The following is a 23,995-nucleotide window of genomic DNA, read 5'->3' as shown; positions in this document are numbered from 1 at the left end:
CAAGGAATCGATCCCGGCGCTGCGCCGCGTCGTTGCGGCGGCCCTGCAAGCCGGCCTGCCGGTTCCGGCGCTGACCTCGGCGCTGACCTATTTCGACGCCTATCGCCAAGGCCGCGGCACCGCGAACCTGATCCAGGCGCAGCGTGACTTCTTCGGCGCGCACGGCTTTGATCGCCTCGACAGCAAGGACTTCCACCACGGCCCGTGGGGTAGCGGTGCGGCGACGTTCTAGCTATCGGCGGGGGCAGGCGAGAGGGCGCAACAAGAGTGGCAACGGCGAAGACCTGCGCCAGCACGTGGTCAGATATGGAGGAATGGTTGAGCAGTTCCGCGAGGGTTCTGCCGGTGTTGCGCGCCTGCTTTGCGAATTCGGCCGCAACGTCATAGCCAAGCAGTGGAACGAGTGCGGTCGCCAATGCAGTGCCAGACATCAGATGTTTCTCGCACATATTGGCGTTCGCCGTGATACCTTCGATGCAGTTGATCCGCAACGCGATCCTCAGAGCCGATCGGGGGGATAGGCAAGCGTTGGCAAAGCCGCAGAGCCCCGTCGCCCGGATGATCGTATTGGCGACGCCTCGGCTCGTCAGAGTTCACCCAGAAAGAATTAAGTGACACCCACTCACGGATTTTGAGGTCGGAGCCGCCTGATCAACCGGGACGACGCATGCACCAACACAATGGTCATGCCGCCGATCAAAATCGCCAGCACTGCCTGAAGCGCGGATGTGGTCGTCCAATGCAGAACCCCCGTGAGATATGCCGACACGGCACCGACGCCGACTGCAATCGTGTCAATGAAATGTTCCGGTCCATGGAAGCCCAGTTGGGCCATTCCGTGGACGAGAATGCTGCCGCCCACCCAGAGCATGGCGGCGGTCCCAATCATTGCAAGGATGCTGAGAAACAAGGGGACGCCGATAACGAGGCCGCGGCCGAACGCTCTGACCAAGCCGACTGAGGAAGTAGCAAGCGCGAGCCCTATGTCGTCCGCCTTCACAATGAGGGCGACAACGCCGTAGACGGCCAAGGTGATGAGGATTCCGACGGACGCCAGGACAGCAGCTTGCGTGTAGATATTGGAAGCGGCGACGTTCGCGAGGGTTAGTGCCATGATTTCTGCTGAGAGTATGAAGTCCGTTCTGATTGCGCCCGCAACCTTCTGGTTTTCCAACGCGACCGGGTCGGATGTTCCCATCACTGCCGCCTCATGCTTGTGCGCATCGTGTGGGGCAATCGCTTCATAGAGCTTTTCGGCTCCCTCGTAGCAAAGATAAACGCCCCCGACCATCAGCAGCGGCGTGATCGCCCAAGGCGCAAAGTAGCCGAGAAAAATACACGCCGGCAGAAGAAAGAGAAGCTTGTTCTTCAAGGATCCGAGGGCTATCTTAGCGATAATTGGCAATTCTCGCGCGGGCGACAGGCCAACCGCGTATCTCGGTGTTACCGCTGCATCGTCGATCACGACTCCCGCCGCTTTCGCACCTGCTTTTGCTGTTTGAGCGGCGACATCATCCAGCGACGCAGCCGCAAGTTTCGCAATTGCCGCGACGTCATCGAGCAGTGCGAGAAGTCCAGTTGCCATAGGTGCTTTTCCATTCGTCCAGATACAGTGGGACTATCTAGGAGCAATTTCGGTTTGGATAGCCTACCGCAATGACTTTGTCGCAACGCGGCTTCGGAGGGGCTCCCGCCGCCGCAGAGGAGGCCAACGATTTGAAGTATTTCAGCTTTGTGGCGCCGGCGAAACCCGATACGTTAGCTGCCCATGGCGAAGTCAGACGAGACCCAAGTGTAATCGAGCCCCCGAGCAGCGTGTGGGAGACGCTGCCGGTATCGAACTGGCTCTCAAGCTGATTGTTGATCTGATAGGCGCGCATGTTCTCCGTCACCGCGGTCGTCGGCCAGCTGCCGTCCGTGTTGACGAGGATGCGATTGAGGGAATGTGCCTTCAGATCCGTACCGCGCGCGCATTCTGCCGGAATGTCAGACCATTGTCGCGGCGGGCCGCCGAGCCGAGATTGCTGAAAGGACCCCGCCTCTGGTCGCTTCACGAATACAATCAACTACCGATCTGCGGGACACTTGAATGATGCAAGCTTAAACTTAGTGGAGTATTTCTTCCGCTGGAGAGGGCGACCCCACCGTTTGTCTGATGAGGAAAGTCCGGCGGACTAGGGCCGTGGGCTCGCCCAGACACAAAATGTCGGGGAAGCCGACCTCCGCCGGTCGTTTGGGGAACGGGCACGGCGTGCGAGCATAGGTAAGGATTGCGAACGCACATTCCATGTTCGCAACGTGTAACGAGGCGCTCATGCCCTGGAACTTCAGACCTGACACCATTCGCTAACCGCTTACTCATGAGCGGTTTCCAGCTAACAGTCGGATGGGACAAATATCTTGAAATCGGAATCAGAAAGTAATACCTAATCAAAAAAAGGTATTACGAGGCTGCCCAGCATGACAACGACGGTAACAGCCAAGGGACAGGTGACAATCCCGAAAGCGGTGCGAGAACTGCTTGGCATTGTGCCCGGAAGCGAGGTCGACTTCCGTCGAGCTGCGGATGGTAGCATAGTGCTGACAAGGGCTGATAGACAGCAACCTGCCAGCCGCTTTCAAAAGCTTCGGGGGCATGCCGGAAAAGGGCTCGATACGGATGCGATCATGGCACTCACGCGTGGTGAAGCGTGACGCTTGTCGACACGAATGTCTTGCTCGACCTTGTGACCAATGACTCGACCTGGGCAGACTGGTCGGTCGAGCAACTTGAGACAGCCAGTCTTGCCGGTCCATTGTTGATCAATGATGTAGTCTATGCCGAACTTGCGGTTCGCTATGAGCGGATCGAGGAACTTGATGCGTTCATAGACGAAGCGGGACTGGTCGTCGCGCCTATTCCGCGAGCCGCGCTATTTCTCGCCGGAAAAGTATTCACACGGTATCGTCGAGCCGGTGGTTCTCGTACGGGAGTCCTGCCGGATTTTATCGTTGGCGCCCATGCAGCGGTTCAACAGCTCCCGCTGTTAACGCGAGATGTCGGTCGGTACCGATCTTATTTCCCAACTGTCGAGTTGATCACACCGGCTCAATGAGCCAAGTCCACGGCAGCGGAGGAACAACGCGTCTTCGAGCCCAAGTGAGGCGGCTCGGGCGTTCGTGAAATTGAGCTCAAATCCCAGCTGGTGAACTTCAAGCCGAATGCGGGCAGGGACCGCAGTTGACGCTCCTTCGCGGTCGACGCGATCCGAAGAATTGAGTGGATGCCTCCTAGGAACAGATGTGGCATCGCCCATCCAGCCCTCCTCTAGGCGCGCAAGCGGCGTGCCGATGGTATCGCAAGCGTCGGGCCGAAGGATGAAAAGGTCGGCGAGCCAACCGAAGTTGATTTCGCGAGCCTCATCGCCGACTGGAACAGCACCAGTCTGGCCCAAGCGATGTATGAATGTTGCCGACAGAGGCAGTGATTTCGACTTTCAACCCTCTGGAGCAGTGAAATAGAGGCTGTGTAACAACGGGGTCATCGGTTCGATCCCCTTCAAATTGGTTGCTCCGTTTTTTGGTCTCATTGCGGACGATGCCTGACAAGCCATGCTGTGCATAGATGCAACGCTGAGACTTCGTTTAGCCATACAGATAGGCTGGGAGCCAGAGCGTCATGCCCGGCCAGACATACATGATAACCATGCAGAGAATGACGATCAGCATATAAGGCATCATGCCTGCGAAGATCTGGTTGAGGGTGACGTGCGGCGGCGAGACACCCTTGAGGTAATAGGCCGACATCGCAACCGGCGGCGAAAGGAACGCCGCCTGCAGATTGACGAAGACGAGCACGCCCCAGAGGATCGGATCGATGCCGAAGTGTCGGAGCATCGGCAGGAAGATCGGTACGAAGATGATGATGATTTCGGTCCATTCCAGCGGCCAGCCGAGGATGAAGATGATCGCCTGCGACAGGATCATGAATTGGACGGGCGTCATGTTGAGCGACAGCACCCACTGCTCGATCAACGCCTGGCCGCCAAGAATGGCGAAGACTGCGGAGACGAGTGCCGAGCCGACGAAGAGCCAGCAGACCATGGCAGTGGTCTTCGCCGAGCCAGTCCCCGGTGCGGCGGTTCTCGTCGTACTCCTCGCCCCATCCCGCACCTTTCTCCATGATGAAGTAGCGAAAGACTTGCCCTTCACGGTAGTCGACGAGCGCGAAATGCGTGCCATTTGGAACGGGCTTGCCCGCCTTCACGGCCTCGATCGCTTCGCGCGTCGTCATGATGTGTTCGGTGACCTCGCCGCGCGTCACCGTGGTGTAGTGAACAAGCTTGCTGATATCAGGCATCGTGGCCTTGGTCGGTTCGGCATCCACCTGCCAGCCGATCATCACGATGCCGCAGGCTACGGCGACGAGAACGAGAAGACGTGGGGGAAGACGCGTCATTGCTGACCCTCCGCTGCTTGAGAGGAGTATTGGGCGTCGGTGACCAGCTCGAGCCAGTCGACGGACTTGCCATCCAAAGACTCCGAGAAGGCGATGTGCGTCATTCCATTCCTCGGAGATGCGCCGTGCCAGTGCTTCACGCCAGGCGGGATCCATACGGTATCGCCGGACCGCATCACCTGATGCGGCCCTTCCCACATCTGGACAACGCCCACTCCGCTCGTCACGATGAGCGTCTGGCCGAGAGGGTGGCTGTGCCACGCGGTGCGCGCGCCAGGTTCGAAGGTGACGGTCGCGCCGCCTACCGTAGCTGGCGGCGTTGCCTTGAAGTTGTCCTCCACTCGAACGGACCCGGTAAACCTATCAGAGGCGCCGACGGTCGCAGGCTGCGATCCGGCATGCGTGATGGTGATCGCTTCGCTTGCCAACGCGGGCGATGTCGACGCGAACGCCGCGGCCGCCACTGCAGAAGCCATTGTCATCTTCTTCTCGGTCATTCGGCGAAGACCTCCTTGGCGATAGCCACAGAAGACACCGCGCTCGGCCACCCGGAGTAGAACGCCATGTGCGTGATCGTCTCGACGATCTCGTCCTTGGTGAGTCCGTTCTGCAGGCCGAGCCGAATATGTGATTTGAGCTGATCAGGACGATTGAGCGCGATCAGGGCCGAAATGGTTACCAGGCTTCTGTCCCGCTTGGACAAACCGAGCCGCTCCCAGACGTCCTTGTAGAGTACGTCATCAGTCAGTTCGGCCAGTTTCGGGGCCGTGTCCCCCATCAGTTGCTGGGCACGAGAGGTCATTGGACTTTCCTTTGGTTCATTGACAGGCTGGGCGCAGACGACGCCGGGGAGCGCCGCCAGAACTATGCCGATGGTCAGAAACGCGTTCAGGAACAGGTGGCGCGTCATCGCTTCCTCCTCAGACCAGCGTCCGGTCGAAGAATGGCGCCAGCTTGCCCAGCGCCGCGTCCACGTACTCGGGAACCCAATAGGTCTCGATGTGCTTGGCACCCTCGATCTTGAAGAGTTCCTTGTCCTTCGTGCCCGTGGCCTTGGGGAACGCGTCTTCGGTCATGTAGAGGGTGTCGGCCGCAGTACCCGCGATCATCAGAAGCGAGACGTCGATGAGGCCGATTTCGTCGGTGGCATCCCAGCGCATCAGGTCCATCAGGCTGCTCATCGTGTACTTGAAGGTGGAGCCGGGATGAGCATTGGTGTGCCAGTAATAACGATAACCGTCCCTATAGAGGTCGAACGGAAGCGCATCGATCTGTGCGTCCGTCAGGTTGGCGTCGCCTGCATAGAGAACTTCGCCACCCGCGGCTTCCTGCGCACGGGCCGCCGAGGCCTGCTGCAGCCGTTTCTGGATCGTGTCCATTTGGGAATCCTGGAAGCCGTTCCGACGGACACGACCGGAATTGAACATGCTCAACGTCGCAACCGCCTTGAAACGCTTGTCGGTCTTGGCGGCAGCGAGAGAGTAGCCGCCCCCGCCACAGATCCCGAACAGCCCGAGGCGTGCAGTGTCCACGCCGGGGAAGACGCTGATGAAGTCCGCCATCCCGTGAATGTCCTCGATGCGGTACTGAGGCTTGTCGATGCTGCGGGGCGCGCCACCGCTTCCGCCCTGGTAAGCGGCGTCGGCCGTGATCGTGATGAAGCCGCGCTCCGCAAGTCGCTGCGCATAGAGACCAGTCGTCTGCTCCTTCACGCCACCGTTGGGATGGGCGAGTACGATCGTCGGATATTTTTTGCCAGGATCGTAGCCCGCGGGCGTATAGACGTTCGCCACGATATCGAGGTTGTTGAGCTTGTAGGTCACCGGGTGGATGTTCACCTTGCCTGGCTCATTCTTCGTGATCGCGCCGTCGTAGACCAGCGTGAATGGGTTCTGCCTGTAGTCGGCTGCCACAGCTTCGATGGTGGTCATTGCTGGAACTCCTATGATGGCACCTGAAATGATCAGCGCGGTCGCGCCCAGAAACTCGCGTCGTCTCCTGTCGATGACTTCCGTCATGTCGGGCTCCTGAAGGTCGGTGTTCGAAATGTTGGAGAAAAGATAGCCGCTCACAGCTTGGGCGATTAGACGGCTCGTGCCGCTAGAGCCTATTAGGGCTGCTTATTAATCACGATCACTTGATAAGCCTTGAAGGAATAAAGCCAGCGGAGCACGGAAGGCTCAAATTTCGTTTGCATTCGACAGCAACGAAGAACAGGGGGTATTTAGCCAAGGATTGGCTGAACGATGCTAGATGGACCCCAGGCCGATCGCGCAAGATCCGGTCACTCGCAATTCTTCGTCATTTCGACCATGGTCGCTTGGAAGCCCATTCGCTCGAACAATGCTTGGGCGCCTTTGTTCTTGTAGGCGGTCGACAGGACGATCCGCGGAGAGCCTCTTCCTGAAAGCATCGTGATGGCTTGTTCCAGCAAGCATCTGCCGACGCCTTCCCTTCGCCTCTGCGGATCGACGAAGATGACGTGGATAACCCCCGCAGGACCTCGGAGAGCCATGTAGTCGGCGCTCTCGATCGCACCGTAGACATAACCGATGATAGAATTCCGATGCTCGGCTACGAGGACGACGACGTCGTCGCGGGCGACCTGGCTCGCGAGCCACGAAGCATATTTGTCGGGTGTGGTTGGCCCGGCGGGAATGAACCGGGCTGGATCCCACTTGTTGTGCAGCGACATCAGCGCGGCGTCGTAGGATCCAAGGACTGCAGCGTCAGCGCGTACTGCGGGTCTTATGTTGATCGATTCGAGGTGCCGATCGGACATGTTGATACCGCGAGATAGGCACCGAAGGCCCGGCGATTGTCTTCGAGCTTCATAACGGTGCTCGCCGAGGGATCGTTCGTAATCTTGTGCGCCTGCTTGCCGTGATGCGGGGCGACGCGACGAGCGTCCTTCGTCGCGACAACCACGGGAGAGGTACCTCAACAGATCAATCGAGCTTCTTTTCAGTCAGGAACGTTGCGATTTGGTTGGCAATCTCGACGTTGTTCAGATCCGACATCAGGAAGTGGGTGCCGCCCTTGATGCCAATGTCAGGCAAGTGAATGAGCGTGGCGTCGCCGCCGTGCTCGTTTACCGCATCGACCCAGAGCTTCGCCATCGCGAGCCGAACACGCCAATTGTCCTGGCCGCGTTCGGCCGTCGGCTCCGTCGGGAAATTGTCACCGTAGTAGATGACGATCGGCAGCTTGGTGAGCTTCTCGAAATCGGCGAGGGGCACTGCGTCACCCTTGAGCGTTCCAGCGGCGCTCGGCATGCCGGCTGGAACCTCGCCTTCCGCAAAGATGAAACCGCTTCCCGGCTCAAGCGCGACGATGGCCTTCACGTTCGGATTCTTGATTGCGGTCAACCAGCCGGGGCCGCCAGCCTGTGAATGGGTGAAAAGGATCGCCGGACCGGTCTTGTCGAACAGCGCCGACATGGCATCGGAGATCACATTGGCGTCGAACGGCCCGGTGTTGGGCGTGACCGAACGGAAGAACTGGTCGAGTGCTGCGGGGTCGCGGGAGAACTGGGCGTTCGAGAAATACTCCGGCCATTTGCCGATGCGGAACTGGTCGAAGAAGAGCTGGTCGTATGGCGTCGGCTCGATCGTCGCCGCGACCGTGCTGTTGCCTGCTCGTCCGCGACGCGGTTGATCAACGAGATAGACTGGGTATCCGCGACGAAGGAAGATGGTCTGGAAACCTTCGCGGCCGTCGGGCGTCGTCTCCCAGCTTCGTGCGGACTGGAAGGCTCCGTGGAGCATCACGATCGGCAAAGGCTTGGGATTCGGCGGGATCTGATAGAACACGTAGGCGTGGTCGCCATGCAACGTCTGTCCTGCGGCGGTCGGAGCGTTGTTGTCGAAGGTTCCAGGCGTGCTGGATACGGTGCCGCCGACGGCGAAGCTTCCTTGCTCCTGAATTGTCAGCGGCTCCTGCTTCGAAGCGCCTTGCGCGCCGGCCACGCCCGACGACAGGAGCAGCACGGAAAGCGAAACGGCGGATAAGGTTCTGGCGAACATGTTCGGTACCTGCCTTGAAACGTTGAGCTGGCAGGAGATTACCCGAGCATCATTCAGATGATTAGGGACGTATTTCCGATTGAGGGTATAAGCGCTCCTTATCAATTCATCCTGTGGTGCTGCTTATCCTCTGTACCGAAGGGCATCCACGACGAGCTGAAATGCCGGGGAAGCGTGGCGGCGGTTCGGATAGTAGAGATGATATCCGGGAAACGGTGCGCACCAATCTTCGAGAACGCGTATCAGGCTGCCCCTGGCTAAATCCTCCGCCACAAGATCATCGGGCATGTAAGCCAAACCGAGACCGCGCCGAACCGCATCAAGACGCATGGCGATGTTGTTGAACACCATCTGTCCCTCGACCCGGACATTCAGTTCGTGGCCATCCTTCTCGAACTCCCACTGCAGGATGTTCCCATGCGTCGGCATGCGGATCTGGATGCAATTGTGTGCCGTAAGATCCTGGGGGACTTCCGGCCACGGGTGCTGGCGGAAGTAGGACGGAGCACCAACGACGGCCATGCGCATCACTGGCCCGATCTTGATCGCGATCATGTCCTTGGCAAGTTGCTCGCCAAGGCGGACGCCTGCGTCGTAACGCTCCGCAACGATATCGGTCAGACCGTAGTCGACGGTGATCTCGACATTGACGTCTGGATTGTCGGGAAGGAACTTGTCGAGGGAGGGCGCAAGGACCGAGATAGCGGCGTGCTCTCCCGCCGTGATCCTGACCGTCCCCGCTGGCTTGTCACGCATCTCGGTGAGGGCCGCAAGCTCCGCCTGTATCTCCTCGAAGCGCGGCCCGGCCGTCTGGAGAAGACGTTCGCCCGCTGCCGTCGGAGACACCCGGCGGGTCGTTCGTGTCAGCAAGCGGAGGCCCAACCGCTCTTCCAGTCCCCGGACGGTCTGGCTAAGCGCCGACTGCGAAACTCCGAGCTTCACCGCCGCCCGCGTGAAACTCTCCTCGCGCGCGACCGTCACGAAGGCGACCAGATCGTTGAAGTTTTCCTGCGGCATTCATTAGGCATCCTTATAGCTTCATCCCGATTACTGCCCCTAATCGATATGGTGAGCAAGAGCTATCTTTCCGTCATCGCAACGCAGCTTGCCGCGGAGGACGGTCGAGCAAACAGGTCAACGGGACTGAAATGTCTGACGTAAACAAAGCTACCTCGCCATCGAACAAGACAGCGATCCTTGCGATCATCCTCATCAGCTACGTGATGATCGTGCTCGACATCTCGGTCGTCCTCACAGGCCTGCCGAAGATCCATAACGAACTCGGCTTCACGGACGCCGGGCTTGCCTGGGTTCAGAGCGCCTACACGCTGACCTTCGGTGGCTTCCTACTGCTTGGCGCGCGTGCAGGGGACATACTCGGCCGCCGTCGGATGTTCGTCGTCGGCATGACGATCTTCACCGTCGCCTCCGTCGCCATCGGCGCCTCGCAATCGTCGGCATGGATGCTGTCGTGGCGTGCGATCCAGGGACTGGGATCCGCGATCCTCGCGCCAACGACGCTCGCTCTCCTGCAGACCACATTCGACGAAGGCGAAGAACGCGTCCGGGCTGTCTCGCTGTACAGCGCCGCAGCGGGGGTATCTGCGACAGTCGGTCTCGTCGTCGGCGGATTGCTTGCCGACTGGCTCTCCTGGCGCGTCGGGTTCCTGATCAATCTCCCGATCGGCATCGCCACGGTTATCGCGGCACGCATCTACATCCACGAGACAAATAAGCGGGCGGGAGTGTTCGATCTGCCCGGTGCGGTGACTTCGACATTGGGCATGGCCGCTTTCGTCTACGGATTCATCCGTTCCGCACAGGCGGGATGGAACGTTGTAACCCTGGCAACACTGTCGCCGCCGTCATCATGCTTTGCGCCTTCGTATTGATCGAGCGCCGTGCGAAGCAGCCGATCCTTCCACTTCGCCTGTTCGCTGACATCGAACGCTCGGGCGCCTATGGAGCCCGTGTCCTCTACATCAGCGCCATGGTCGGCTTCTTCTTTTTCACGACGCTCTATCTTCAGCAGGTCGCGGGTCTGCGCCCAGCACTGGCGGGCCTTGCCTTCGTCCCCGCCACGATGCTGCATGTCCCGGTCGCGGTGGTCGTGCCCCGTCTCATCAGGCGCTTCGGCCGGAATGCCGTCCTTATCGTGGGGATGCTGATCGGCATCGTCGCCATGGCCTGGCTCAGCCGGGCGGGAGTGGGTTCCAACTATTGGACGGCGGTGGCGTTGCCGATGGTGTTGATCGGCATCAGCCAGGGACTGACGCTCAGCCCACTGACATCGTCCGGCGTCGCTCGGGTCGATCATGCGGACGCAGGAGCAGCATCCGGGGCGGTCAACGTCGCGCATCAGATCGGCAGCTCGGTCGGCCTCAGCGTCCTCATCGCCATTGCCGCCATCGGATCCAATGGCCTCAACGGAGCCGGCCTGACAGCATACCGTGTTTCCCATGCGTTCGACGCAGGCACCGTCATGCTGCTGGCGACACTGGTGATCTCGCTTCTCACCATCGTTCCTGCCGCACGGCGGCAGTCCCAATCCCAGGAAGAAGTCGCGCCGACCGAATGCGCGGCCTGATCAAGGAGATGAAAATGAAGAAACGAATTATCGGAACGCTCGAGGTATCGACGCTCGGCCTCGGATGCATGGGCCTCAGTCACGGCTATGGAGCGGCGACCGATACGAAGGATGCCGTTGCGCTCATCCGGGCGGCTCATGACCGCGGTGTGACCTTCTTCGACACGGCACAGGTCTATGGCCCGTTCACCAACGAGGACGTCGTCGGCGAAGCTCTCCAGCCGATCCGGGACAAGGTCGTGATCGCTTCCAAGTTCGGCTTCGAACTCCCGAGCCTGGATGGTGGCCAGCACATGAACAGCCAGCCCGCCTACATCCGCCAGTCCGTCGAGGGATCTTTGAAGCGGCTGCGAACGGATGTGATCGATCTTCTCTATCAGCACCGCGTCGATCCGAACGTTCCGATCGAGGACGTCGCCGGAACCGTCAAGGATCTCATCGCGGAAGGCAAGGTCCGGCACTTCGGTCTATCCGAAGCCGGCGCGCAAACCATCCGCAAGGCGCATGCTGTTCAGCCAGTGACCGCGCTGCAGAGCGAGTACTCGCTGTTCTGGCGCGAACCGGAGAACGAGATCATCCCGACGCTTGAGGAACTCGGTATCGGGTTCGTACCGTTCAGCCCGCTCGGCAAGGGGTTCCTCACGGGCAAGATCGACGAAACGGCGACCTTCGGCCAAGGCGACTTCCGCAGCGTGGTTCCGCGCTTCCAGGCGGAGAACCTCAAGGCGAACATGGCACTCGTGGCGGCTCTGACGCAGATTGCCGAAGCCAAAGGCGTCACGCCCGCGCAGATCGCGCTCGCATGGCTGCTGGCCAAGAAGGAATGGATCGTGCCGATCCCCGGCACCACCAAGCTGCATCGCCTTGAGGAGAACCTGGGCGCCGCCTCGGTCGAACTCTCCGTCAGCGACGCTTCCGAAATCGCCGACGCCCTCGCGAAGATCGACATTGTCGGAGACAGATACCCCGCGCACCTTCAGGCACGCGTCGGAAAATAAGGCCAGCGAGCACAAGCTCCCAATTCAGACCAAGGATATGAAGATGACCACCACAGTACCCACCGTCACCCTCAACAACGGGGTCCAGATGCCGATCCTAGGTTTCGGCGTATTCCAGGTTCCCGATCCCGCCGAATGCGAGCGCAGCGTTCGCGACGCGATCGACGTCGGCTACCGGCTGCTCGATACCGCGACCTCCTACGGCAACGAAGAAGCGGTCGGCAAAGCTATCCGAAACCACGGGATTGATCGGAACGAGCTGTTTGTTACTACGAAGCTATGGATCGAGGATGCGACGTACGAGGGTGCCAAAGCTGCTTTCGAACGTTCGCTGAACAAGCTGCAGCTCGACTATCTCGACCTCTGGCTGATTCACCAACCCTACGGCGACGTCTACGGCGCCTGGCGCGCGATGGAAGAGTTGTACGAGGCGGGCCGCATCCGCGCGATCGGGGTCAGCAACTTCTATCCCGACCGTCTGGTGGACTTCGTCCTCCACAACAAGGTCGTCCCCGCGGTCAATCAGATCGAGATTCATCCATTTCATCACCAGGTTGACGCTCAGCAAATTCTCCAGGAATACGGCGTGCAGCCTGAAGCCTGGGGTCCATTTGCGGAAGGGAAGAACGGGCTGTTCACGAATGAGCTCCTGCACTCGATCGGCGAGAAGCACGGCAAGAGCGTTGCGCAGGTCGTGCTTCGGTGGCTGATTCAGCGCAATATTGTGGCGATCCCGAAGTCCGTGCGTAAAGAACGTATGGCCGAGAATTTTTCGGTCTTCGACTTTGAGCTCGATCAGGACGATGTCATCTCGATCAGTTCGCTCGACCAGAAGACCAGCAGCTTCTTTGATCATCGCGATCCGGAAAAAGTGAAGTGGCTCGGCACGCGCAAGCTCTAGGAGTTATCGGTTTTGCTAGTGTGTTGGCCCGGGAAGCCTGGCTCGAACGGCGGTTCGACTCCGTTCAAGACCTAGCGGTCTCGGGCTATGAAAGCTTTGTCACCGGCCTGCTACCTCCTGTCGCCCGCTGTTCGGCCAAGAGGCTGGCCTTCGGAGGTCGGGATATCCTGGAGCTGTCACGCCGCGAGCTCGAAGATCTCAGGGGCAAGGGCATCGGCCTGTGATCTTGCGCTTGGTGACGAAGGTGTGAAGGACATTTTCTTATGACTTCGTGGGGCGGGATGCCGCGATCATCGAGCACCTTCGAGAACTCGGCTTTGCGTCGATGCAGTGGTCGAGCGCCCCAATAGCCAGTGCGCATGCCAAGACCCTCTCAAGCCGTGGCCGCAACGCCGAGGCTGCCCAGAGGGTTCATGTTTCAGACTGAGCGTACCGGTCGTCGCTCAACAAGATGAAGCCGAATTTCCTGTCCAAGCCTAAGTGGCGAAGATCACCGCCATTCCCGCAAACACCGTTCCTGCGCCGAGCCAGGCGCCAAATGCGGGTCTCTCCCGCGTGACTGCCCATATCATCGGAAGCACGAGGATCGGCGAGGTCGCCGATAGGGTCGAGACAATACCCACGTTTCCACCTGATAGGGCAAAGAGCAACAGTGTCATGCCCAAAGCCATCGAAAGCAGCCCGGAACAGGCCGTCATAGCGACGTTTTGCCAACTGATTTTCACGCGTGACCTTGAGGGGAAAGGTAGTTGCGCAACGACGGTGAGGCAGGCCGCAGATACTCCGACACGCAACAGCGAGCCCAAGACGGGATCCATGCCAGCCTGCATCACTGGTCGTGCCAGGATTGATCCTGCCGCTTGCGCAAGCGCCGCCAAGAGGCCGAGACCAGCGGCAATCCACAGCGGCCCCTGGATTGCTTCCCAGGGGTGCTGCTGACTGGATCGCTTTCCATAGAGGATTGCGATCACCACCCCGATCGTCACGAGCACAATGCCTGTCATCGCCATCGGAGAGATGGTCTCGTCCAGAAGGGCCCAGCCAAGAACGCCGCTCATCGGCGCATTCATGGCAAACAACACGCCCGTGCGCCGCGGCCCCAGGCGGATGAGCACGCTGTAAAGGATCGTATCTCCGGCAAATATTCCGATCAGTCCCGAAAGCAGCAACGGGAAGGCGCTGTTCGCGTCGAGTTGCCTCCAGCTTCCGGTCACTAGAACCTGGGCCAGAAGCACGAGCGAGACAAAAATCAATTTGAGGCTATTAAAGCGCATCGCGCCAAAATATCGAGCTGGCCTTGCTGAAAAAAGACCGGCAAGCGCCCAGCATGCCGCGGCGCCAAATGCCGCAAATTCGTAAACTATCATGTGAACTTAAACCTGAAGAATTGTCGAAACATCGAACCCGAACGCTGCGTCAGCATTCTGCGCATGACTGTTCGAGCCAATCTGCAAACCCCTTGACCTTCTGTCGTGCATCCGCCCGGGCCGGCCACAGCGCGTAGTATCCGTAGCCGCTATCGATGACACGTTCGAAAGGTGCTACCAGCTCTCCGCTCTGGAGCTCCGGGCCGGCGAACGCAAAGTCACCGATCGTGACCCCGTAGCCACTGGCTGCCGCGGTGAGCGCAAAGTCCTGGGTGTCGAAGACCTGGTGGCGGGCCGCCTGGAAGGAGTAGGCCCCTTCCGCCTGCAGCCACAGCATCCAGTCGCTATGGCGAGGATTGGAATGCAGCAATACGCAATCCTGAAGCCGGGGGACCTCTGGTGGGTCGCCGAGTTTCGACAGAAGCTGAGGCGAGCACATCGGGGTCAGGCGCTCGCGAAGCAAAAGCAACACGTCCATGCCGGGCCAATTGCCGTTGCCATAGGTGATGAGCATGTCGATATCGCCAACCGAAAATGTGGGGCGCAGGAACCAGGCGGTGTCGATATTGATGTTCAGATCGCTGTGGTGGCTGTGCAGGTCGGGCAGGCGGGGAAGAAACCATTTCCGGGCAAAGGTAGGCGGCATGCGCACTGTCAGGGAACGCACGGTGGAGCGTGTTGCTTCAAACGACGTCCTCAACGAGGCGAGCATGCTGTCGACGATTGGAATGAGCGCCATACCGCGCTCGGTCAAGGCAACCTTGCGGGTGTGTCGTTCGAACAGGCTGCAGCCAAAATAATGCTCGAGCTGCTGGACCTGCCTGCTAATCGCGCTTTGGCTGAGATTGAGCTCGGCAGCGGCCGCCGTGAAGCTCCCCGTTTCCGCGACGACGGAAAAGGTCTGCAGGGTTTGCAGCGGCGGCAACCGGCCTTGATCGAATCTCGGTTCCATTCCCTCTTTTGCGTCCTCCCGGATTGGAAAGGCAACCAGCCTTAAAGCAAGCCGGTCCAATGGCAACAGGCCAGGCTAGGCAATCATCAACCGTGCGGCCACGGCCGCCTCCCTGACACGGCAGGGAGCCGTTCCTCCCTTGTGATCGCGGCTGGAAACCGATCCTTCCACCGTCAGGATGTCGAAGACGTCATCGCGGACAAGCGGCGCGAAGGCCTGCATTTCGGCAAGCGACAGATCGGAAAGAGTGGAGAGCGCCCTGTCGCGCGCAAGCCCGACGATCGCTGCAACCGCATGGTGCGCGTCACGGAACGACATCCCCAATCGCACCAGATAGTCGGCAAGGTCGGTCGCGGTCGAATAGCCCAGCTTTGCGGCCGAAAGCATCTTGTCGCGCTTGGCGGTGATGCTCGGAATCATCTGGGCGGTTACCCGGACCGCGCCCCGAACGGTCTCGAGTGTATCCGTCAGCGGGGGCTTCGATTCCTGCTGGTCCTTGTTGAAGGCCAGAGGCTGACTTTTCATGAGCGAGGCGGCGAATGTCAGGTTTCCGAGTGCGCGTGCTGCCTTGCCTCGCACCAGTTCGGCGAGATCCGGATTGCGCTTCTGCGGCATGATCGAGGATCCGGTGCAAAACTGGTCACCGACCTCGATGAAGTCGAACATCGGAGTGCACCACAGGATCACCTCCTCGCTGAACCGGGAAAGGTGCCCCATGATGATTGCACCGGCGCTGCAGATGTCGACGACATAGTCCCGGTCCGACACCGCATCGAGCGAATTTGCAAATGACGCCGCAAAGCCGAGCTCGGACGCGCTGTATCCGGGGTCAATCGGAAAGCCGGTTCCAGCCAGAGCGGCCGCGCCGAGTGGCGAGACGTTGAGGCGCGTGCGGGCAGCTTCGACCCGATCGAGATCGCGCAGGAACATCTCGACATAGGCCATCATGTGGTGACCGAAGGTGACAGGCTGGGCGATCTGCAGGTGCGTGAAGCCGGGCATGATGGCATCGGCTTGGCTCTCCGCAAGGTCGATAAAGGCGTTTAGCAGCACCTTCAGGTCGAGAGCCAGGAGGTCAAGTTGCTCTCGGGCATAAAGCCGGATATCCGTCGCGACCTGATCATTGCGGGACCTTGCGGTATGCAGCTTCTTGCCTGCCGGGCCAACGAGTTCAGTCAGCCGGTTTTCGACGTTGGTATGGACGTCTTCGAGCTCCGTCTTCCAATCGAACGAGCCGGAGCGCATCTCGGCGGCGATCTGGTCGAGACCACCCTGGATCTGACGGTTTTCATCCGGGCTGATGATCCCTGCCCGAGCGAGCATTCCGGCGTGAACCCTGGAGCCGGCGACATCATGCAGGGCGATGCGCTTGTCCTGGTCTAGACACTCATGGAAATCCTGGAAATCCTTGGACGTCGCTTCCTTGAAGAGCGGTGACCAGGTTGCGTCCTTCTGATTTTTCATCGCGATGTTCCGTTGGTTTGTCAAATGGTGCTCAGCGCCGTTTATTGGAGAAGCCCCAGCAGGATGCGGGCATCGGTCTGGTTCTCGAGATCGAGAACGACGTCCCGCAAGGAGGCTACCTTTTCAGGAGACAGGACACCGTCGGTAAGCGAGACGTACTTTTCGATCAGGCGTTCGTCGCTGAGCGGATTGCGGGGACCCCCTAGCGGGAATTCGACGACCAGCCGATGGCGTTCGCCATTCCGCGTCAGAATGGTGATGGCCGGCTCGTCTTCGTCATTCATGGCCGGATCGATGCGAACGACGATGCGCTCCATGATCGATGCGATCTCCGGTGCAGCAAAGGCCTCTCTCTCGAGCTCGGCAAGAAAGACCTTGCCGTAGTGCAGTCGTGCGGCCAGAGCATAGGGGAGGCTCATCTGCGCCTGGGCGCGGGAACTGAGGGTCTTTCCGCCGCACATCCCATATTGGAAACGGCTGATATCGACATCGAGCCTTTCGATCTCGTCGGCTCCGATGCGATGGGTTTGCATCAGCAGATCGAGGGCGTCGATTCCTGCATGCGTGCCACGGCAGGTCGCGTGTGGCTTGATGGAACACCGGTCGAGGCGCCAGTGCGTTCCGAAATCGTCAACCAGAGCCTGGGGATCGCCCTTGTTGCCGCCGAAGGTGGCGAAGAAACTTCCCCAGCTCGCTGCGTCGAACACGCTATCAGGTCCCTGAAAACCGTGCTTGGCCAGATAGGCAGACATGAGTCCCCCTTCTGCGGCACGACCAGCGTGAAGCTTCTTGGTCGAACTGCCATTGTGAATGAAAGCCCAGGTTCCGCCAGCGAAGGAACAGGCAGCGCCAAGCGCTGAGGTCATCGCACCTAAGTCGAGGTCGAGGACCGTGCCGACGGCGGCCGCGGCACCAAAGGCACCGCACGTCCCGGTCGAATGCCAGCCGAGACCATTATGCTCCTCATATCCGCCAACGGCTTCGAGGACACGTCGTCCTACCTCGTAGCCCAAGAGGACGCTGCGCAGCAGCTCGCGTCCACTGAGGGCTTCCTTGCGATCGCCGAGCGCGGCAAGCACTGAAGGCAGCACGACAGCACCGGAATGGTCGCATCCACCGCTGTCATCGAGTTCAAAGGCGTGTGCCGAAACACCGTTGATGAGGGCAGCAGTCCTTGGATCTGCCGACATCGGCCGTCCCCAGATCGGCGAACGCCCTCCCTCTACGCCAAGCATGTCGACGACCGCTCGGGTCTCGCCCGACGCCGAGCCGGCAAGTGCTGCGCCAAGAGTATCGAGGATATGCAGCTTGGCTTTGTGGATCGTTTCCACCGGGAATGCGTCGTAGTTCGTGAATCGCACGTGCTCGGCAAGGCTGCGTGTAAGGTTATCGCTCACCAGCCTGCTCCTCGTTGACGTAGGCATCGTAGACGTTGATGGGGTGGTCGAGTGGTGTTTTCGCGCCCTTTTGCCGGTGCCAACCGGCGACGTCGGCAGCTGTCGCCAGCCACACGTCGTCGTGACCGCGGATGTGGTTCAGCAGCTCTTCGACCATGGCGATCCGGCCGGGCGTACCCGTCCATTCCGGCCGAAGCTGGATGACGTAGCAAAGCCCATACTGTCGATAGGCGTCGAATTCGGAAATCCAGTTGCCAAGGACAGCGTCATAGGACGGGATGCGGCCGAGGCCCTTCGGGAAGGCGGGCGTGAAGTTGAACTGGAAGTAAGGCCGGTCTTCCAGCTCTATGTGGACTGGAATCTCGACAAGTCCGGAGCGATGGCAATAGGGCAGGTCGTCGCCATTCAGCGATGCCGACCAGGAGTAACCGGCCTGCACGAGGAGATGGTCGAAACTGCGCGGCCAGTTGCCGGTCGGAAGCCTGAAGCCTGTCGCTGGACGCGACGCGATCGTGCCTAATATGTCAGAGCCGCGCCGCAGCAACTCCACAGAAGCAGTCGGGTCCAGCTCGTCGTATCGCTCGAAATTCCAGCCATGGCTCTCGAGCTCGTGACCGCCCGACACGACGTCGCGCAAAAGCCGCTCATGTTTTTGTGCAACGACACCGGGGACGAACCAGCTTGTCGGAACACCGAAAGCTGCAAAAGTGTTGCAAAGGCGTTCGACGCCTCTGGCTGCGCCATACTGCCAGACCGACAAACTCTTGCCGCGATGCGCGAGATCAGGTGCTTCGGTCATGGCATCGAGCCCGTCGTCAAAAATCACGGACACGACAGCCGCAGATCGTTTGCCTTCCGGCCAGTAATGTTCTGATGCAGTGCTGGTCACGTGGGTTCCTCGGGATTTTGCTCGATCCACCACTTTGCGATGTCAGAGCAGGTGGTTGCCCAAACATTGGTTCCATGCGCCGAGATCGCCTTGAACAGTCCTTCCAGAATTGCCAGGCGGCCGGGTTTGGCGCAAACCTTTGGGTGAAGGATTGTCGTCCAGCACAGGCCCTCGCGGTGATAGCCCTCGAATTCTGCGCACCAGTTGCGCCGGGTATCGGCGTAACTGGAAATGCGGTCGAGACCGATCGGAAAGTCGGGGGCTTCGCTGTAGGCAAGGGCGGTATAGTCGTCGATGTCCCAACGCCCCGGAATTTCGACGAGACCGCGTCCACGCGGTGACGTGTGGAAATACGGTCGGTCGTCACCACGCATGGAACTCGAATAGATCACGCCGAACTCGTGAAGGATTTCAGCGGTCTCCGCTCCCCAATCTCCAGACGGCGTGCGGAAACCGACCGGTGTGACGCCAAGACGCGCGCGAAAGATCGCACGTGAGCGTTCCATGATGTCGATCTGCTGCTGTCGGCTGCACTCGATGAAAACCTCATGGTAGTGGCCGTGATAGGCAACCTCGTGCCCTTCCTTCAGAATGCGCTCGCACTGCGACGGCCAGTGCTCGACCACCCAGGTCGGAACGAAGAAGGTGGCGCGTAGTCCATATGCGGAAAGAAGGTCTAGGAGACGCGGCAGCGCCCGAAAGGGGCCATAGGCGCCCTGGGTGAAATAGCGGGGATTGGACAGCAGCGAGCGATCAATCATTGCATCGCCTGTCGGGCCATCGACGTCGAATGCAAGCGCAACCGCCGACTGCCGACCTTCCGGCCATCGCGGCTGCTGCTCAGCAAGGGTGGTTGCAGGCTTGCCAGTCATGTGAGGTCGAATTTCTCTTGGTTGTAGGTCGCAGCAATCCACCCGAGGCCGCCGATGCGCGCCGTCTGGGATCAGTGCTTCATGGAAGTCGGTCGTGCCGCGGTGTTAAGCGCGGAACGACCAGATGCGTTACTTGACGCCGTTCACGACAGCTTTCGGCACGGCATTATGGACGAGACCCCATTTCTTGAGGAGTTCGTCATAGGTGCCGTCCTTGATGAGTGCGTCGAGCGCGCCGGCGACGGCATCGCGCAGACCGGTGTTATCCTTCTTGAAGGCCATTCCGAACACATCGTTGCTCAAGAGCGGGTCGCCGACGAGCGTGTAGGTGTTCGGTTCGATCTTCATCTGGTAGGCGATCGTCTCGATCCCCTGGACGACGGCATCGTAGCGGCCCTGCTTCATGCCGAGGCGGGCAGCGTTCGAATCTTCCGTGCCGTCAAACTTGATCGCCGGCTTTCCCTTGGCTTCGCAGTTTGCTGCGCTCCAGTCCTTGACGTTTTCGCCGAAGGTCGTGCTGCGGCTGCCGGCAACCGCCTTGCCACACAGATCAGCCGCCTGCTTGTACTTGTCGGCGCTGGCATTGACGGTGAACAGGATCGGGCCGCTGGTCAGATAGTCGACGAAGTCCATGCTCGCCTGGCGCTTCGTATTGTCGCTCATGCCGGAAATGATCATGTCGGCGCGACCGGTCTGAAGCCCGCTCTGCAACTGCTGGAACGCTGCCGGAACAAAAACGGTGGTGAGGTTCAGCTTCTTGGCGATTGCGTTGGCAAGGTCGACATCGAAACCATCGATCACGCCAGTTTCAGGATTGACGTATTCCATCGGCGGGTAGATCGGGTTGCTGAGGATGCGGATCTCCCCGTCCTTGAGCAGCTTTAGGTTCGATTCTGCGGACGCCGCCGTTGCGACGAGCGACAGAAGAGCAGCCGAGATGACGAGATGCATGTGTTTCATGAGTTTCTCCTCCAAGGGTTTCTTCACGTTTGACTATTGTTAGAGCACCGCAGAGATGAAGTTCTTCACTCTGGGATTTCTGGGATCTTCGAGAATTTCCGCCGGTGTACCCGTGTCGACGATCATTCCCGCGTCCATGAAGAGGACGCGGTCAGCCACTTCTCTGCAGAAGCCGATCTCGTGCGTGACGACGATCATTGTCGTCCCCGCTGCCGCGAGTTCTTTCATGACGCCGAGCACCTCGCCGACAAGCTCGGGATCGAGCGCCGATGTCGGTTCGTCGAAAAGCATCGCTTTCGGCTTCATGGCGAGCGCTCTTGCGATTGCAATGCGCTGCTGCTGGCCGCCAGACAATTCGCCCGGATAGGACTCCGCCTTGTCCGCCAGGCCAACCCGTTTGAGAAGCGCGCGCGCTTCTGCAATGCATTCCTGCCTTGGGCGCTTCTGGACACCGACGGGACCTTCGATGATGTTCTGGAGGACCGTTCTGTGAGGAAAGAGGTGGAATTTCTGGAACACCATCCCGACGGCCTGGCGCTGCCGGGCAATCTCATGGTCCGGCAGCGGAAAAAGGCGATTGCCCTCCCGGCGATAACCAGCGATCTCTCCGTCGATCGCGATATAGCCGGCATCGATCTGCTCGAGCTGGTTTATGCAGCGCAGGAAGGTGCTCTTTCCCGAGCCCGAAGGCCCGATGATGCAGACGACCTCACCCTTCTTGATCTCGAATTCGATGTTCTTCAAAACGTGGAACGTGCCGAAGTATTTCTGAACGCCACGGGCCTTGATGATCGCGTCCATCAGCTTGCCTCCCCGACTAGAGCCTGATTATCCGCCTGCTGGGCGGTCGGGGTGCGTCTGCCCCAGCCCTTCGAAAAGTAGCGCTCGATGTAGAACTGGATAATGCTGAGGACTGTTACGACGATCAGATACCATGCGGTCGCGACGATCAGCAGTTCGATGACGCGCGAATTCGCATAGTAGACGTCTTCGACACTCCTCAGCACCTCGGAATATTGGATGACGCTCGCCAGAGATGTCAGCTTCACCATGCCAATCGTTTCGTTGCCGATCGGCGGAACGATGACACGCATGGCCTGTGGAAGAACGATCTTCAGGGTCGCACGCAGCTTCGTCATGCCGATGGACTGGGCAGCCTCCATCTGGCCCTTGTCGATCGACAGGATGCCGGCGCGCACAACCTCTGCCGTATAAGCGCCCTGCTGGATGCCAAGGCCGAGGACCGCCGCAACGAATGGTGTCATCACATCGACGGTCTGGACCGAAAACACGCCGGGTATTCCGAGTGTCGGAAATATGAGCGCGAGATTAAACCACAGCAGAAGCTGCAGGAGAGCGGGGGTTCCGCGGAAGAGCCAGACATAGCCGATGGCAATGTTACGCAGGACGGTATTGTCCGACATCCGCATGATGGCGGCGAGGACCCCCAGTACAATGCCGACCAACATGGCGCAGACCGTCATGATGATCGTGTTGCCTACACCCGAAAGAATTGGGCCAGCAAACAGATAGTCCGAGACCACGCTCCAGGCGATATCACCCTGCCAGAAGGCTCTGGCCAACAGCAGCAGCAGGACAATGCAGACACCCGCCATGATCTTGGTGCCGATTTTCTTGGGCCTTACGATCTCGAGCGAATCCACGTCCAGAGACGGTGATTTATTCATATCCGATCCCCTGAGCTCTTTGTGAGCTTCGATTTCTGCCTCGCAGATAAGGTTGTTTTGGAAATAACAGCAAACGACAATCAAACATGCAATTCATGCAGAAAACGCATAAATTCCCTGTTTAGTGACGCAAATCGTGAGAACGCCGCATGGATTGACGGCGTGATCGAAGGCGTCCTGTCAGTAGGTGGGCGGATCGTTGGTATTACTGGCGTGCAGGACATGATGCCAGGTTCGAAGGGAGGCCTCATTCAGGTCCTCCTGGGCGAGGGACAAGGATATGCCACACTTGTAAACTCGGTCTCCCAAAAGGAGGGTCGACAACGTTAAGGTCAGTTTGCCAGGGCAAAAGCCGAATGGAGCGTTGCTCTATGCGGAACGGGCATAACTTGAGGATCGCAATTTCAATTGAAGCGCGCCGCGCAATCATCGCTAAGGCGTTTGATCGAACCAGGAAAATTGGGTTTCCCGTCGAGACTTCGGCAGAGTTTGAAGGCTGGCTTGAGGAATGGGCGAGGGGCAGATTGTCGCCATCGTGACCCCGTTTGGCCGACAGGTTCGCGAAATTCGGGAAGCCTGTGCCGGTCGAAGGATCGCTGTCGAAGGGCGCGAAGGCATGACCATCGGAACGGTGCACGCGCTGCAAGGCGCCGAACGACCTGTGGTGATCTTCTCGCCCGTCTACTCGAAACACGCAGACGGCGGTTTCATCGACGCGTCGCCCAGCATGCTGAACGTGATGGTCTCACGGGCAAAGGATAGTTGCCTTGTGTTTGGCGATATGGATGCTATGGCGGCCGCAAAAGCCGGGTCACCAAGGGCAATCCTCGCCGACTTCCTGTTCGCGTCAGAGAAGAATGCGCTTGAGTTTGCGGTCGAGCCTCGCGACGACCTGAGGCAGGGGGACAGTCAGATTCAGATGCTGCGGGATGCTGCGGGGCACGATGCTTTCCTTCTGGATGCGCTGTCCGGCGGTGGTCGCCGCTTCACTATCGTCAGCCCATGGGTGATCGCATCCACAATGGAACGCGTTGGGCTTCTGGCCGCCTTCGAAGCCGCTGTGCAGCGAGGCGCCGAGATCGACGTGTTCGCCGATCCATTGCTCAACTCGGGCAATGCTGCCGATGGACTGACTCAGATGGAAGCGGTCGAGAAGGCTTTCTCAAAAATCGGGGTTCGGCTGCACAAGCTTCCGAAGCTGCACAGCAAGATAGTGGCGATCGACTCGGACCTTCTTTGCATTGGCTCTTACAACTGGCTCAGCGCCGATCGACACGGCCAATACGCACGCCACGAAACGTCGTTCGTTTATCGAGGGCGACATCTGGAGGAAGAGATCAGCACTATCGTTGGCAGCCTGCGGCGCAGAGAGGCATAATGGTTAGAGGCTCGGCGGACCGCCGTAACTCCAGATAACGGCTAGTCAATTGCCTGAGTAGGCGACGGCAGTCGGCAAA

The 23,995-nt window shown here is 59.5% G+C and carries 24 protein-coding genes and 4 pseudogenes; 8 read left to right on the top strand and 20 right to left on the bottom strand.

Annotation, left to right across the window (positions count from 1 at the left end):
- Positions 1-232, top strand: a pseudogene (locus AC1DE4_RS26000) (NADP-dependent phosphogluconate dehydrogenase); the annotation flags it as partial.
- A gap of 49 nt (positions 233-281) precedes the next feature.
- Here the strand turns inward: AC1DE4_RS26000 and aspA are convergent.
- The 3 genes and pseudogenes from aspA to AC1DE4_RS25985 form a co-directional block, all read right to left on the bottom strand.
- Positions 282-431: pseudogene (gene aspA, locus AC1DE4_RS25995) on the bottom strand (aspartate ammonia-lyase); the annotation flags it as partial.
- Positions 432-622: 191 nt separating this feature from the next.
- On the bottom strand, positions 623-1,585 hold the full coding sequence (locus AC1DE4_RS25990; protein WP_477883723.1) for a DUF808 domain-containing protein: 963 nt from the start codon (positions 1,583-1,585) through the stop codon (positions 623-625).
- Between the two features lie 37 nt (positions 1,586-1,622).
- A complete protein-coding gene (locus AC1DE4_RS25985) occupies positions 1,623-2,054 on the bottom strand; it encodes a hypothetical protein (protein ID WP_477883722.1) in 432 nt (143 codons plus the stop codon).
- Positions 2,055-2,460: 406 nt separating this feature from the next.
- Between AC1DE4_RS25985 and AC1DE4_RS25980 the strand changes: the two genes are divergently transcribed.
- Positions 2,461-2,694, top strand: a complete 234-nt coding sequence (locus tag AC1DE4_RS25980) for an AbrB/MazE/SpoVT family DNA-binding domain-containing protein (protein ID WP_018858730.1) — start codon at positions 2,461-2,463, stop codon at positions 2,692-2,694.
- The gene (locus tag AC1DE4_RS25975; RefSeq protein WP_477883720.1) at positions 2,691-3,095 is read left to right on the top strand and encodes a type II toxin-antitoxin system VapC family toxin; all 405 of its coding nucleotides are present in this window, start codon (positions 2,691-2,693) and stop codon (positions 3,093-3,095) included. The genes AC1DE4_RS25980 and AC1DE4_RS25975 overlap by 4 nt, the downstream gene beginning before the upstream one ends.
- A 529-nt stretch (positions 3,096-3,624) precedes the next feature.
- Here AC1DE4_RS25975 and AC1DE4_RS25970 read toward each other — a convergent pair.
- The 8 genes and pseudogenes from AC1DE4_RS25970 to AC1DE4_RS25935 all read right to left on the bottom strand — a co-directional run.
- A pseudogene (locus tag AC1DE4_RS25970) lies at positions 3,625-4,101 on the bottom strand (TRAP transporter large permease subunit); the annotation flags it as partial.
- A gap of 1 nt (position 4,102) precedes the next feature.
- A pseudogene (locus tag AC1DE4_RS25965) lies at positions 4,103-4,438 on the bottom strand (cytochrome P460 family protein); the annotation flags it as partial.
- Positions 4,435-4,935: a (R)-mandelonitrile lyase gene (locus AC1DE4_RS25960; protein WP_477883718.1), complete on the bottom strand. Its 501-nt coding sequence runs from the start codon at positions 4,933-4,935 to the stop codon at positions 4,435-4,437. The pseudogene AC1DE4_RS25965 and the gene AC1DE4_RS25960, both read right to left, overlap by 4 nt.
- Entirely contained in the window at positions 4,932-5,348 is a 417-nt protein-coding gene (locus AC1DE4_RS25955; RefSeq protein ID WP_477883716.1) for a carboxymuconolactone decarboxylase family protein, read from the bottom strand. The genes AC1DE4_RS25960 and AC1DE4_RS25955 overlap by 4 nt, the downstream gene beginning before the upstream one ends.
- 10 nt (positions 5,349-5,358) lie before the next feature.
- Entirely contained in the window at positions 5,359-6,369 is a 1,011-nt protein-coding gene (locus tag AC1DE4_RS25950; RefSeq protein ID WP_477883726.1) for an alpha/beta hydrolase, read from the bottom strand.
- A gap of 353 nt (positions 6,370-6,722) precedes the next feature.
- Positions 6,723-7,220: an N-acetyltransferase family protein gene (locus AC1DE4_RS25945; RefSeq protein WP_477883714.1), complete on the bottom strand. Its 498-nt coding sequence runs from the start codon at positions 7,218-7,220 to the stop codon at positions 6,723-6,725.
- A 166-nt stretch (positions 7,221-7,386) separates the two neighbouring features.
- Entirely contained in the window at positions 7,387-8,463 is a 1,077-nt protein-coding gene (locus AC1DE4_RS25940; protein ID WP_477883712.1) for an alpha/beta hydrolase, read from the bottom strand.
- 123 nt (positions 8,464-8,586) lie between these two features.
- Positions 8,587-9,480 (bottom strand): LysR family transcriptional regulator, encoded by an 894-nt coding sequence (locus tag AC1DE4_RS25935; protein ID WP_477883710.1) that lies wholly within the window; start codon positions 9,478-9,480, stop codon positions 8,587-8,589.
- A 131-nt stretch (positions 9,481-9,611) separates the two neighbouring features.
- Here AC1DE4_RS25935 and AC1DE4_RS25930 point away from each other — a divergent pair, with 131 nt between their 5' ends.
- From AC1DE4_RS25930 to AC1DE4_RS25915, 4 genes are read left to right on the top strand one after another with little or no spacing between them, the layout of a single operon-like run.
- Positions 9,612-10,355, top strand: a complete 744-nt coding sequence (locus AC1DE4_RS25930) for an MFS transporter (RefSeq protein WP_477883708.1) — start codon at positions 9,612-9,614, stop codon at positions 10,353-10,355.
- Positions 10,292-11,050, top strand: a complete 759-nt coding sequence (locus AC1DE4_RS25925) for an MFS transporter (RefSeq protein ID WP_477883706.1) — start codon at positions 10,292-10,294, stop codon at positions 11,048-11,050. Before AC1DE4_RS25930 ends, AC1DE4_RS25925 begins: the two co-directional genes overlap by 64 nt.
- Before the next feature lie 14 nt (positions 11,051-11,064).
- Positions 11,065-12,048 carry an aldo/keto reductase gene (locus tag AC1DE4_RS25920; protein ID WP_477883704.1) on the top strand — a complete coding sequence of 328 codons (984 nt, stop codon included), beginning with the start codon at positions 11,065-11,067 and terminating at the stop codon, positions 12,046-12,048.
- 43 nt (positions 12,049-12,091) lie between these two features.
- Positions 12,092-12,949 (top strand): aldo/keto reductase, encoded by an 858-nt coding sequence (locus AC1DE4_RS25915; protein ID WP_477883702.1) that lies wholly within the window; start codon positions 12,092-12,094, stop codon positions 12,947-12,949.
- Positions 12,950-13,425: 476 nt separating this feature from the next.
- On the opposite strand, the gene AC1DE4_RS25910 is transcribed toward AC1DE4_RS25915, so the two are convergent.
- The 9 genes from AC1DE4_RS25910 to AC1DE4_RS25870 all read right to left on the bottom strand — a co-directional run bounded on the left by AC1DE4_RS25910 (position 13,426) and on the right by AC1DE4_RS25870 (position 22,538).
- Positions 13,426-14,316 (bottom strand): EamA family transporter, encoded by an 891-nt coding sequence (locus AC1DE4_RS25910; RefSeq protein WP_477883700.1) that lies wholly within the window; start codon positions 14,314-14,316, stop codon positions 13,426-13,428.
- 49 nt (positions 14,317-14,365) lie between these two features.
- The gene (locus tag AC1DE4_RS25905; RefSeq protein WP_477883698.1) at positions 14,366-15,268 is read right to left on the bottom strand and encodes a LysR substrate-binding domain-containing protein; all 903 of its coding nucleotides are present in this window, start codon (positions 15,266-15,268) and stop codon (positions 14,366-14,368) included.
- Between the two features lie 75 nt (positions 15,269-15,343).
- Positions 15,344-16,732, bottom strand: a complete 1,389-nt coding sequence (gene argH, locus AC1DE4_RS25900) for an argininosuccinate lyase (RefSeq protein ID WP_477883696.1) — start codon at positions 16,730-16,732, stop codon at positions 15,344-15,346.
- 41 nt (positions 16,733-16,773) lie between these two features.
- Positions 16,774-18,129 (bottom strand): MmgE/PrpD family protein, encoded by a 1,356-nt coding sequence (locus tag AC1DE4_RS25895; protein WP_477883694.1) that lies wholly within the window; start codon positions 18,127-18,129, stop codon positions 16,774-16,776.
- Positions 18,119-19,018, bottom strand: coding sequence for a polysaccharide deacetylase family protein (locus AC1DE4_RS25890; protein ID WP_477883692.1), 900 nt, complete (start codon positions 19,016-19,018; stop codon positions 18,119-18,121). The genes AC1DE4_RS25895 and AC1DE4_RS25890 overlap by 11 nt, the downstream gene beginning before the upstream one ends.
- Entirely contained in the window at positions 19,015-19,890 is an 876-nt protein-coding gene (locus tag AC1DE4_RS25885; RefSeq protein WP_477883690.1) for a polysaccharide deacetylase family protein, read from the bottom strand. Before AC1DE4_RS25885 ends, AC1DE4_RS25890 begins: the two co-directional genes overlap by 4 nt.
- A gap of 129 nt (positions 19,891-20,019) precedes the next feature.
- A complete protein-coding gene (locus tag AC1DE4_RS25880) occupies positions 20,020-20,850 on the bottom strand; it encodes an ABC transporter substrate-binding protein (RefSeq protein ID WP_477883688.1) in 831 nt (276 codons plus the stop codon).
- Positions 20,851-20,889: 39 nt separating this feature from the next.
- Positions 20,890-21,651 carry an amino acid ABC transporter ATP-binding protein gene (locus tag AC1DE4_RS25875; RefSeq protein ID WP_477883686.1) on the bottom strand — a complete coding sequence of 254 codons (762 nt, stop codon included), beginning with the start codon at positions 21,649-21,651 and terminating at the stop codon, positions 20,890-20,892.
- On the bottom strand, positions 21,651-22,538 hold the full coding sequence (locus tag AC1DE4_RS25870) for an amino acid ABC transporter permease (RefSeq protein ID WP_477883684.1): 888 nt from the start codon (positions 22,536-22,538) through the stop codon (positions 21,651-21,653). Before AC1DE4_RS25870 ends, AC1DE4_RS25875 begins: the two co-directional genes overlap by 1 nt.
- A 508-nt stretch (positions 22,539-23,046) precedes the next feature.
- On the opposite strand from AC1DE4_RS25870, the gene AC1DE4_RS25865 reads away from it, so the two are divergent.
- Complete coding sequence (locus AC1DE4_RS25865) at positions 23,047-23,916, top strand: AAA domain-containing protein (protein ID WP_477883682.1); 870 nt, start codon at positions 23,047-23,049, stop codon at positions 23,914-23,916.
- Positions 23,917-23,995: the final 79 nt, after the last annotated feature.

The sequence above is a fragment of the Rhizobium sp. 10N414 genome (assembly GCF_056394785.1).
The sequence above is the reverse complement of the archived record's forward strand: the minus strand, read 5'-3'. Positions and strand labels throughout refer to the sequence as shown.

Bases quoted from the DNA above. Each gene is read 5' to 3' on its own strand.
- AC1DE4_RS25955 (WP_477883716.1), bottom strand. From the start codon at position 5,348: ATGACGCGCCACCTGTTCCTGAACGCGTTTCTGACCATCGGCATAGTT.
- AC1DE4_RS25940 (WP_477883712.1), bottom strand. From the start codon at position 8,463: ATGTTCGCCAGAACCTTATCCGCCGTTTCGCTTTCCGTGCTGCTCCTG.
- AC1DE4_RS25990 (WP_477883723.1), bottom strand. From the start codon at position 1,585: ATGGCAACTGGACTTCTCGCACTGCTCGATGACGTCGCGGCAATTGCG.
- argH (WP_477883696.1), bottom strand. From the start codon at position 16,732: ATGAAAAATCAGAAGGACGCAACCTGGTCACCGCTCTTCAAGGAAGCG.
- AC1DE4_RS25880 (WP_477883688.1), bottom strand. From the start codon at position 20,850: ATGAAACACATGCATCTCGTCATCTCGGCTGCTCTTCTGTCGCTCGTC.
- AC1DE4_RS25925 (WP_477883706.1), top strand. From the start codon at position 10,292: ATGGAACGTTGTAACCCTGGCAACACTGTCGCCGCCGTCATCATGCTT.
- AC1DE4_RS25870 (WP_477883684.1), bottom strand. From the start codon at position 22,538: ATGAATAAATCACCGTCTCTGGACGTGGATTCGCTCGAGATCGTAAGG.
- AC1DE4_RS25905 (WP_477883698.1), bottom strand. From the start codon at position 15,268: ATGGAACCGAGATTCGATCAAGGCCGGTTGCCGCCGCTGCAAACCCTG.
- AC1DE4_RS25950 (WP_477883726.1), bottom strand. From the start codon at position 6,369: ATGACCACCATCGAAGCTGTGGCAGCCGACTACAGGCAGAACCCATTC.
- AC1DE4_RS25915 (WP_477883702.1), top strand. From the start codon at position 12,092: ATGACCACCACAGTACCCACCGTCACCCTCAACAACGGGGTCCAGATG.
- AC1DE4_RS25885 (WP_477883690.1), bottom strand. From the start codon at position 19,890: ATGACTGGCAAGCCTGCAACCACCCTTGCTGAGCAGCAGCCGCGATGG.
- AC1DE4_RS25865 (WP_477883682.1), top strand. From the start codon at position 23,047: ATGGGCGAGGGGCAGATTGTCGCCATCGTGACCCCGTTTGGCCGACAG.
- AC1DE4_RS25910 (WP_477883700.1), bottom strand. From the start codon at position 14,316: ATGATAGTTTACGAATTTGCGGCATTTGGCGCCGCGGCATGCTGGGCG.
- AC1DE4_RS25960 (WP_477883718.1), bottom strand. From the start codon at position 4,935: ATGACCGAGAAGAAGATGACAATGGCTTCTGCAGTGGCGGCCGCGGCG.
- AC1DE4_RS25930 (WP_477883708.1), top strand. From the start codon at position 9,612: ATGTCTGACGTAAACAAAGCTACCTCGCCATCGAACAAGACAGCGATC.
- AC1DE4_RS25935 (WP_477883710.1), bottom strand. From the start codon at position 9,480: ATGCCGCAGGAAAACTTCAACGATCTGGTCGCCTTCGTGACGGTCGCG.
- AC1DE4_RS25980 (WP_018858730.1), top strand. From the start codon at position 2,461: ATGACAACGACGGTAACAGCCAAGGGACAGGTGACAATCCCGAAAGCG.
- AC1DE4_RS25875 (WP_477883686.1), bottom strand. From the start codon at position 21,651: ATGGACGCGATCATCAAGGCCCGTGGCGTTCAGAAATACTTCGGCACG.
- AC1DE4_RS25920 (WP_477883704.1), top strand. From the start codon at position 11,065: ATGAAGAAACGAATTATCGGAACGCTCGAGGTATCGACGCTCGGCCTC.
- AC1DE4_RS25945 (WP_477883714.1), bottom strand. From the start codon at position 7,220: ATGTCCGATCGGCACCTCGAATCGATCAACATAAGACCCGCAGTACGC.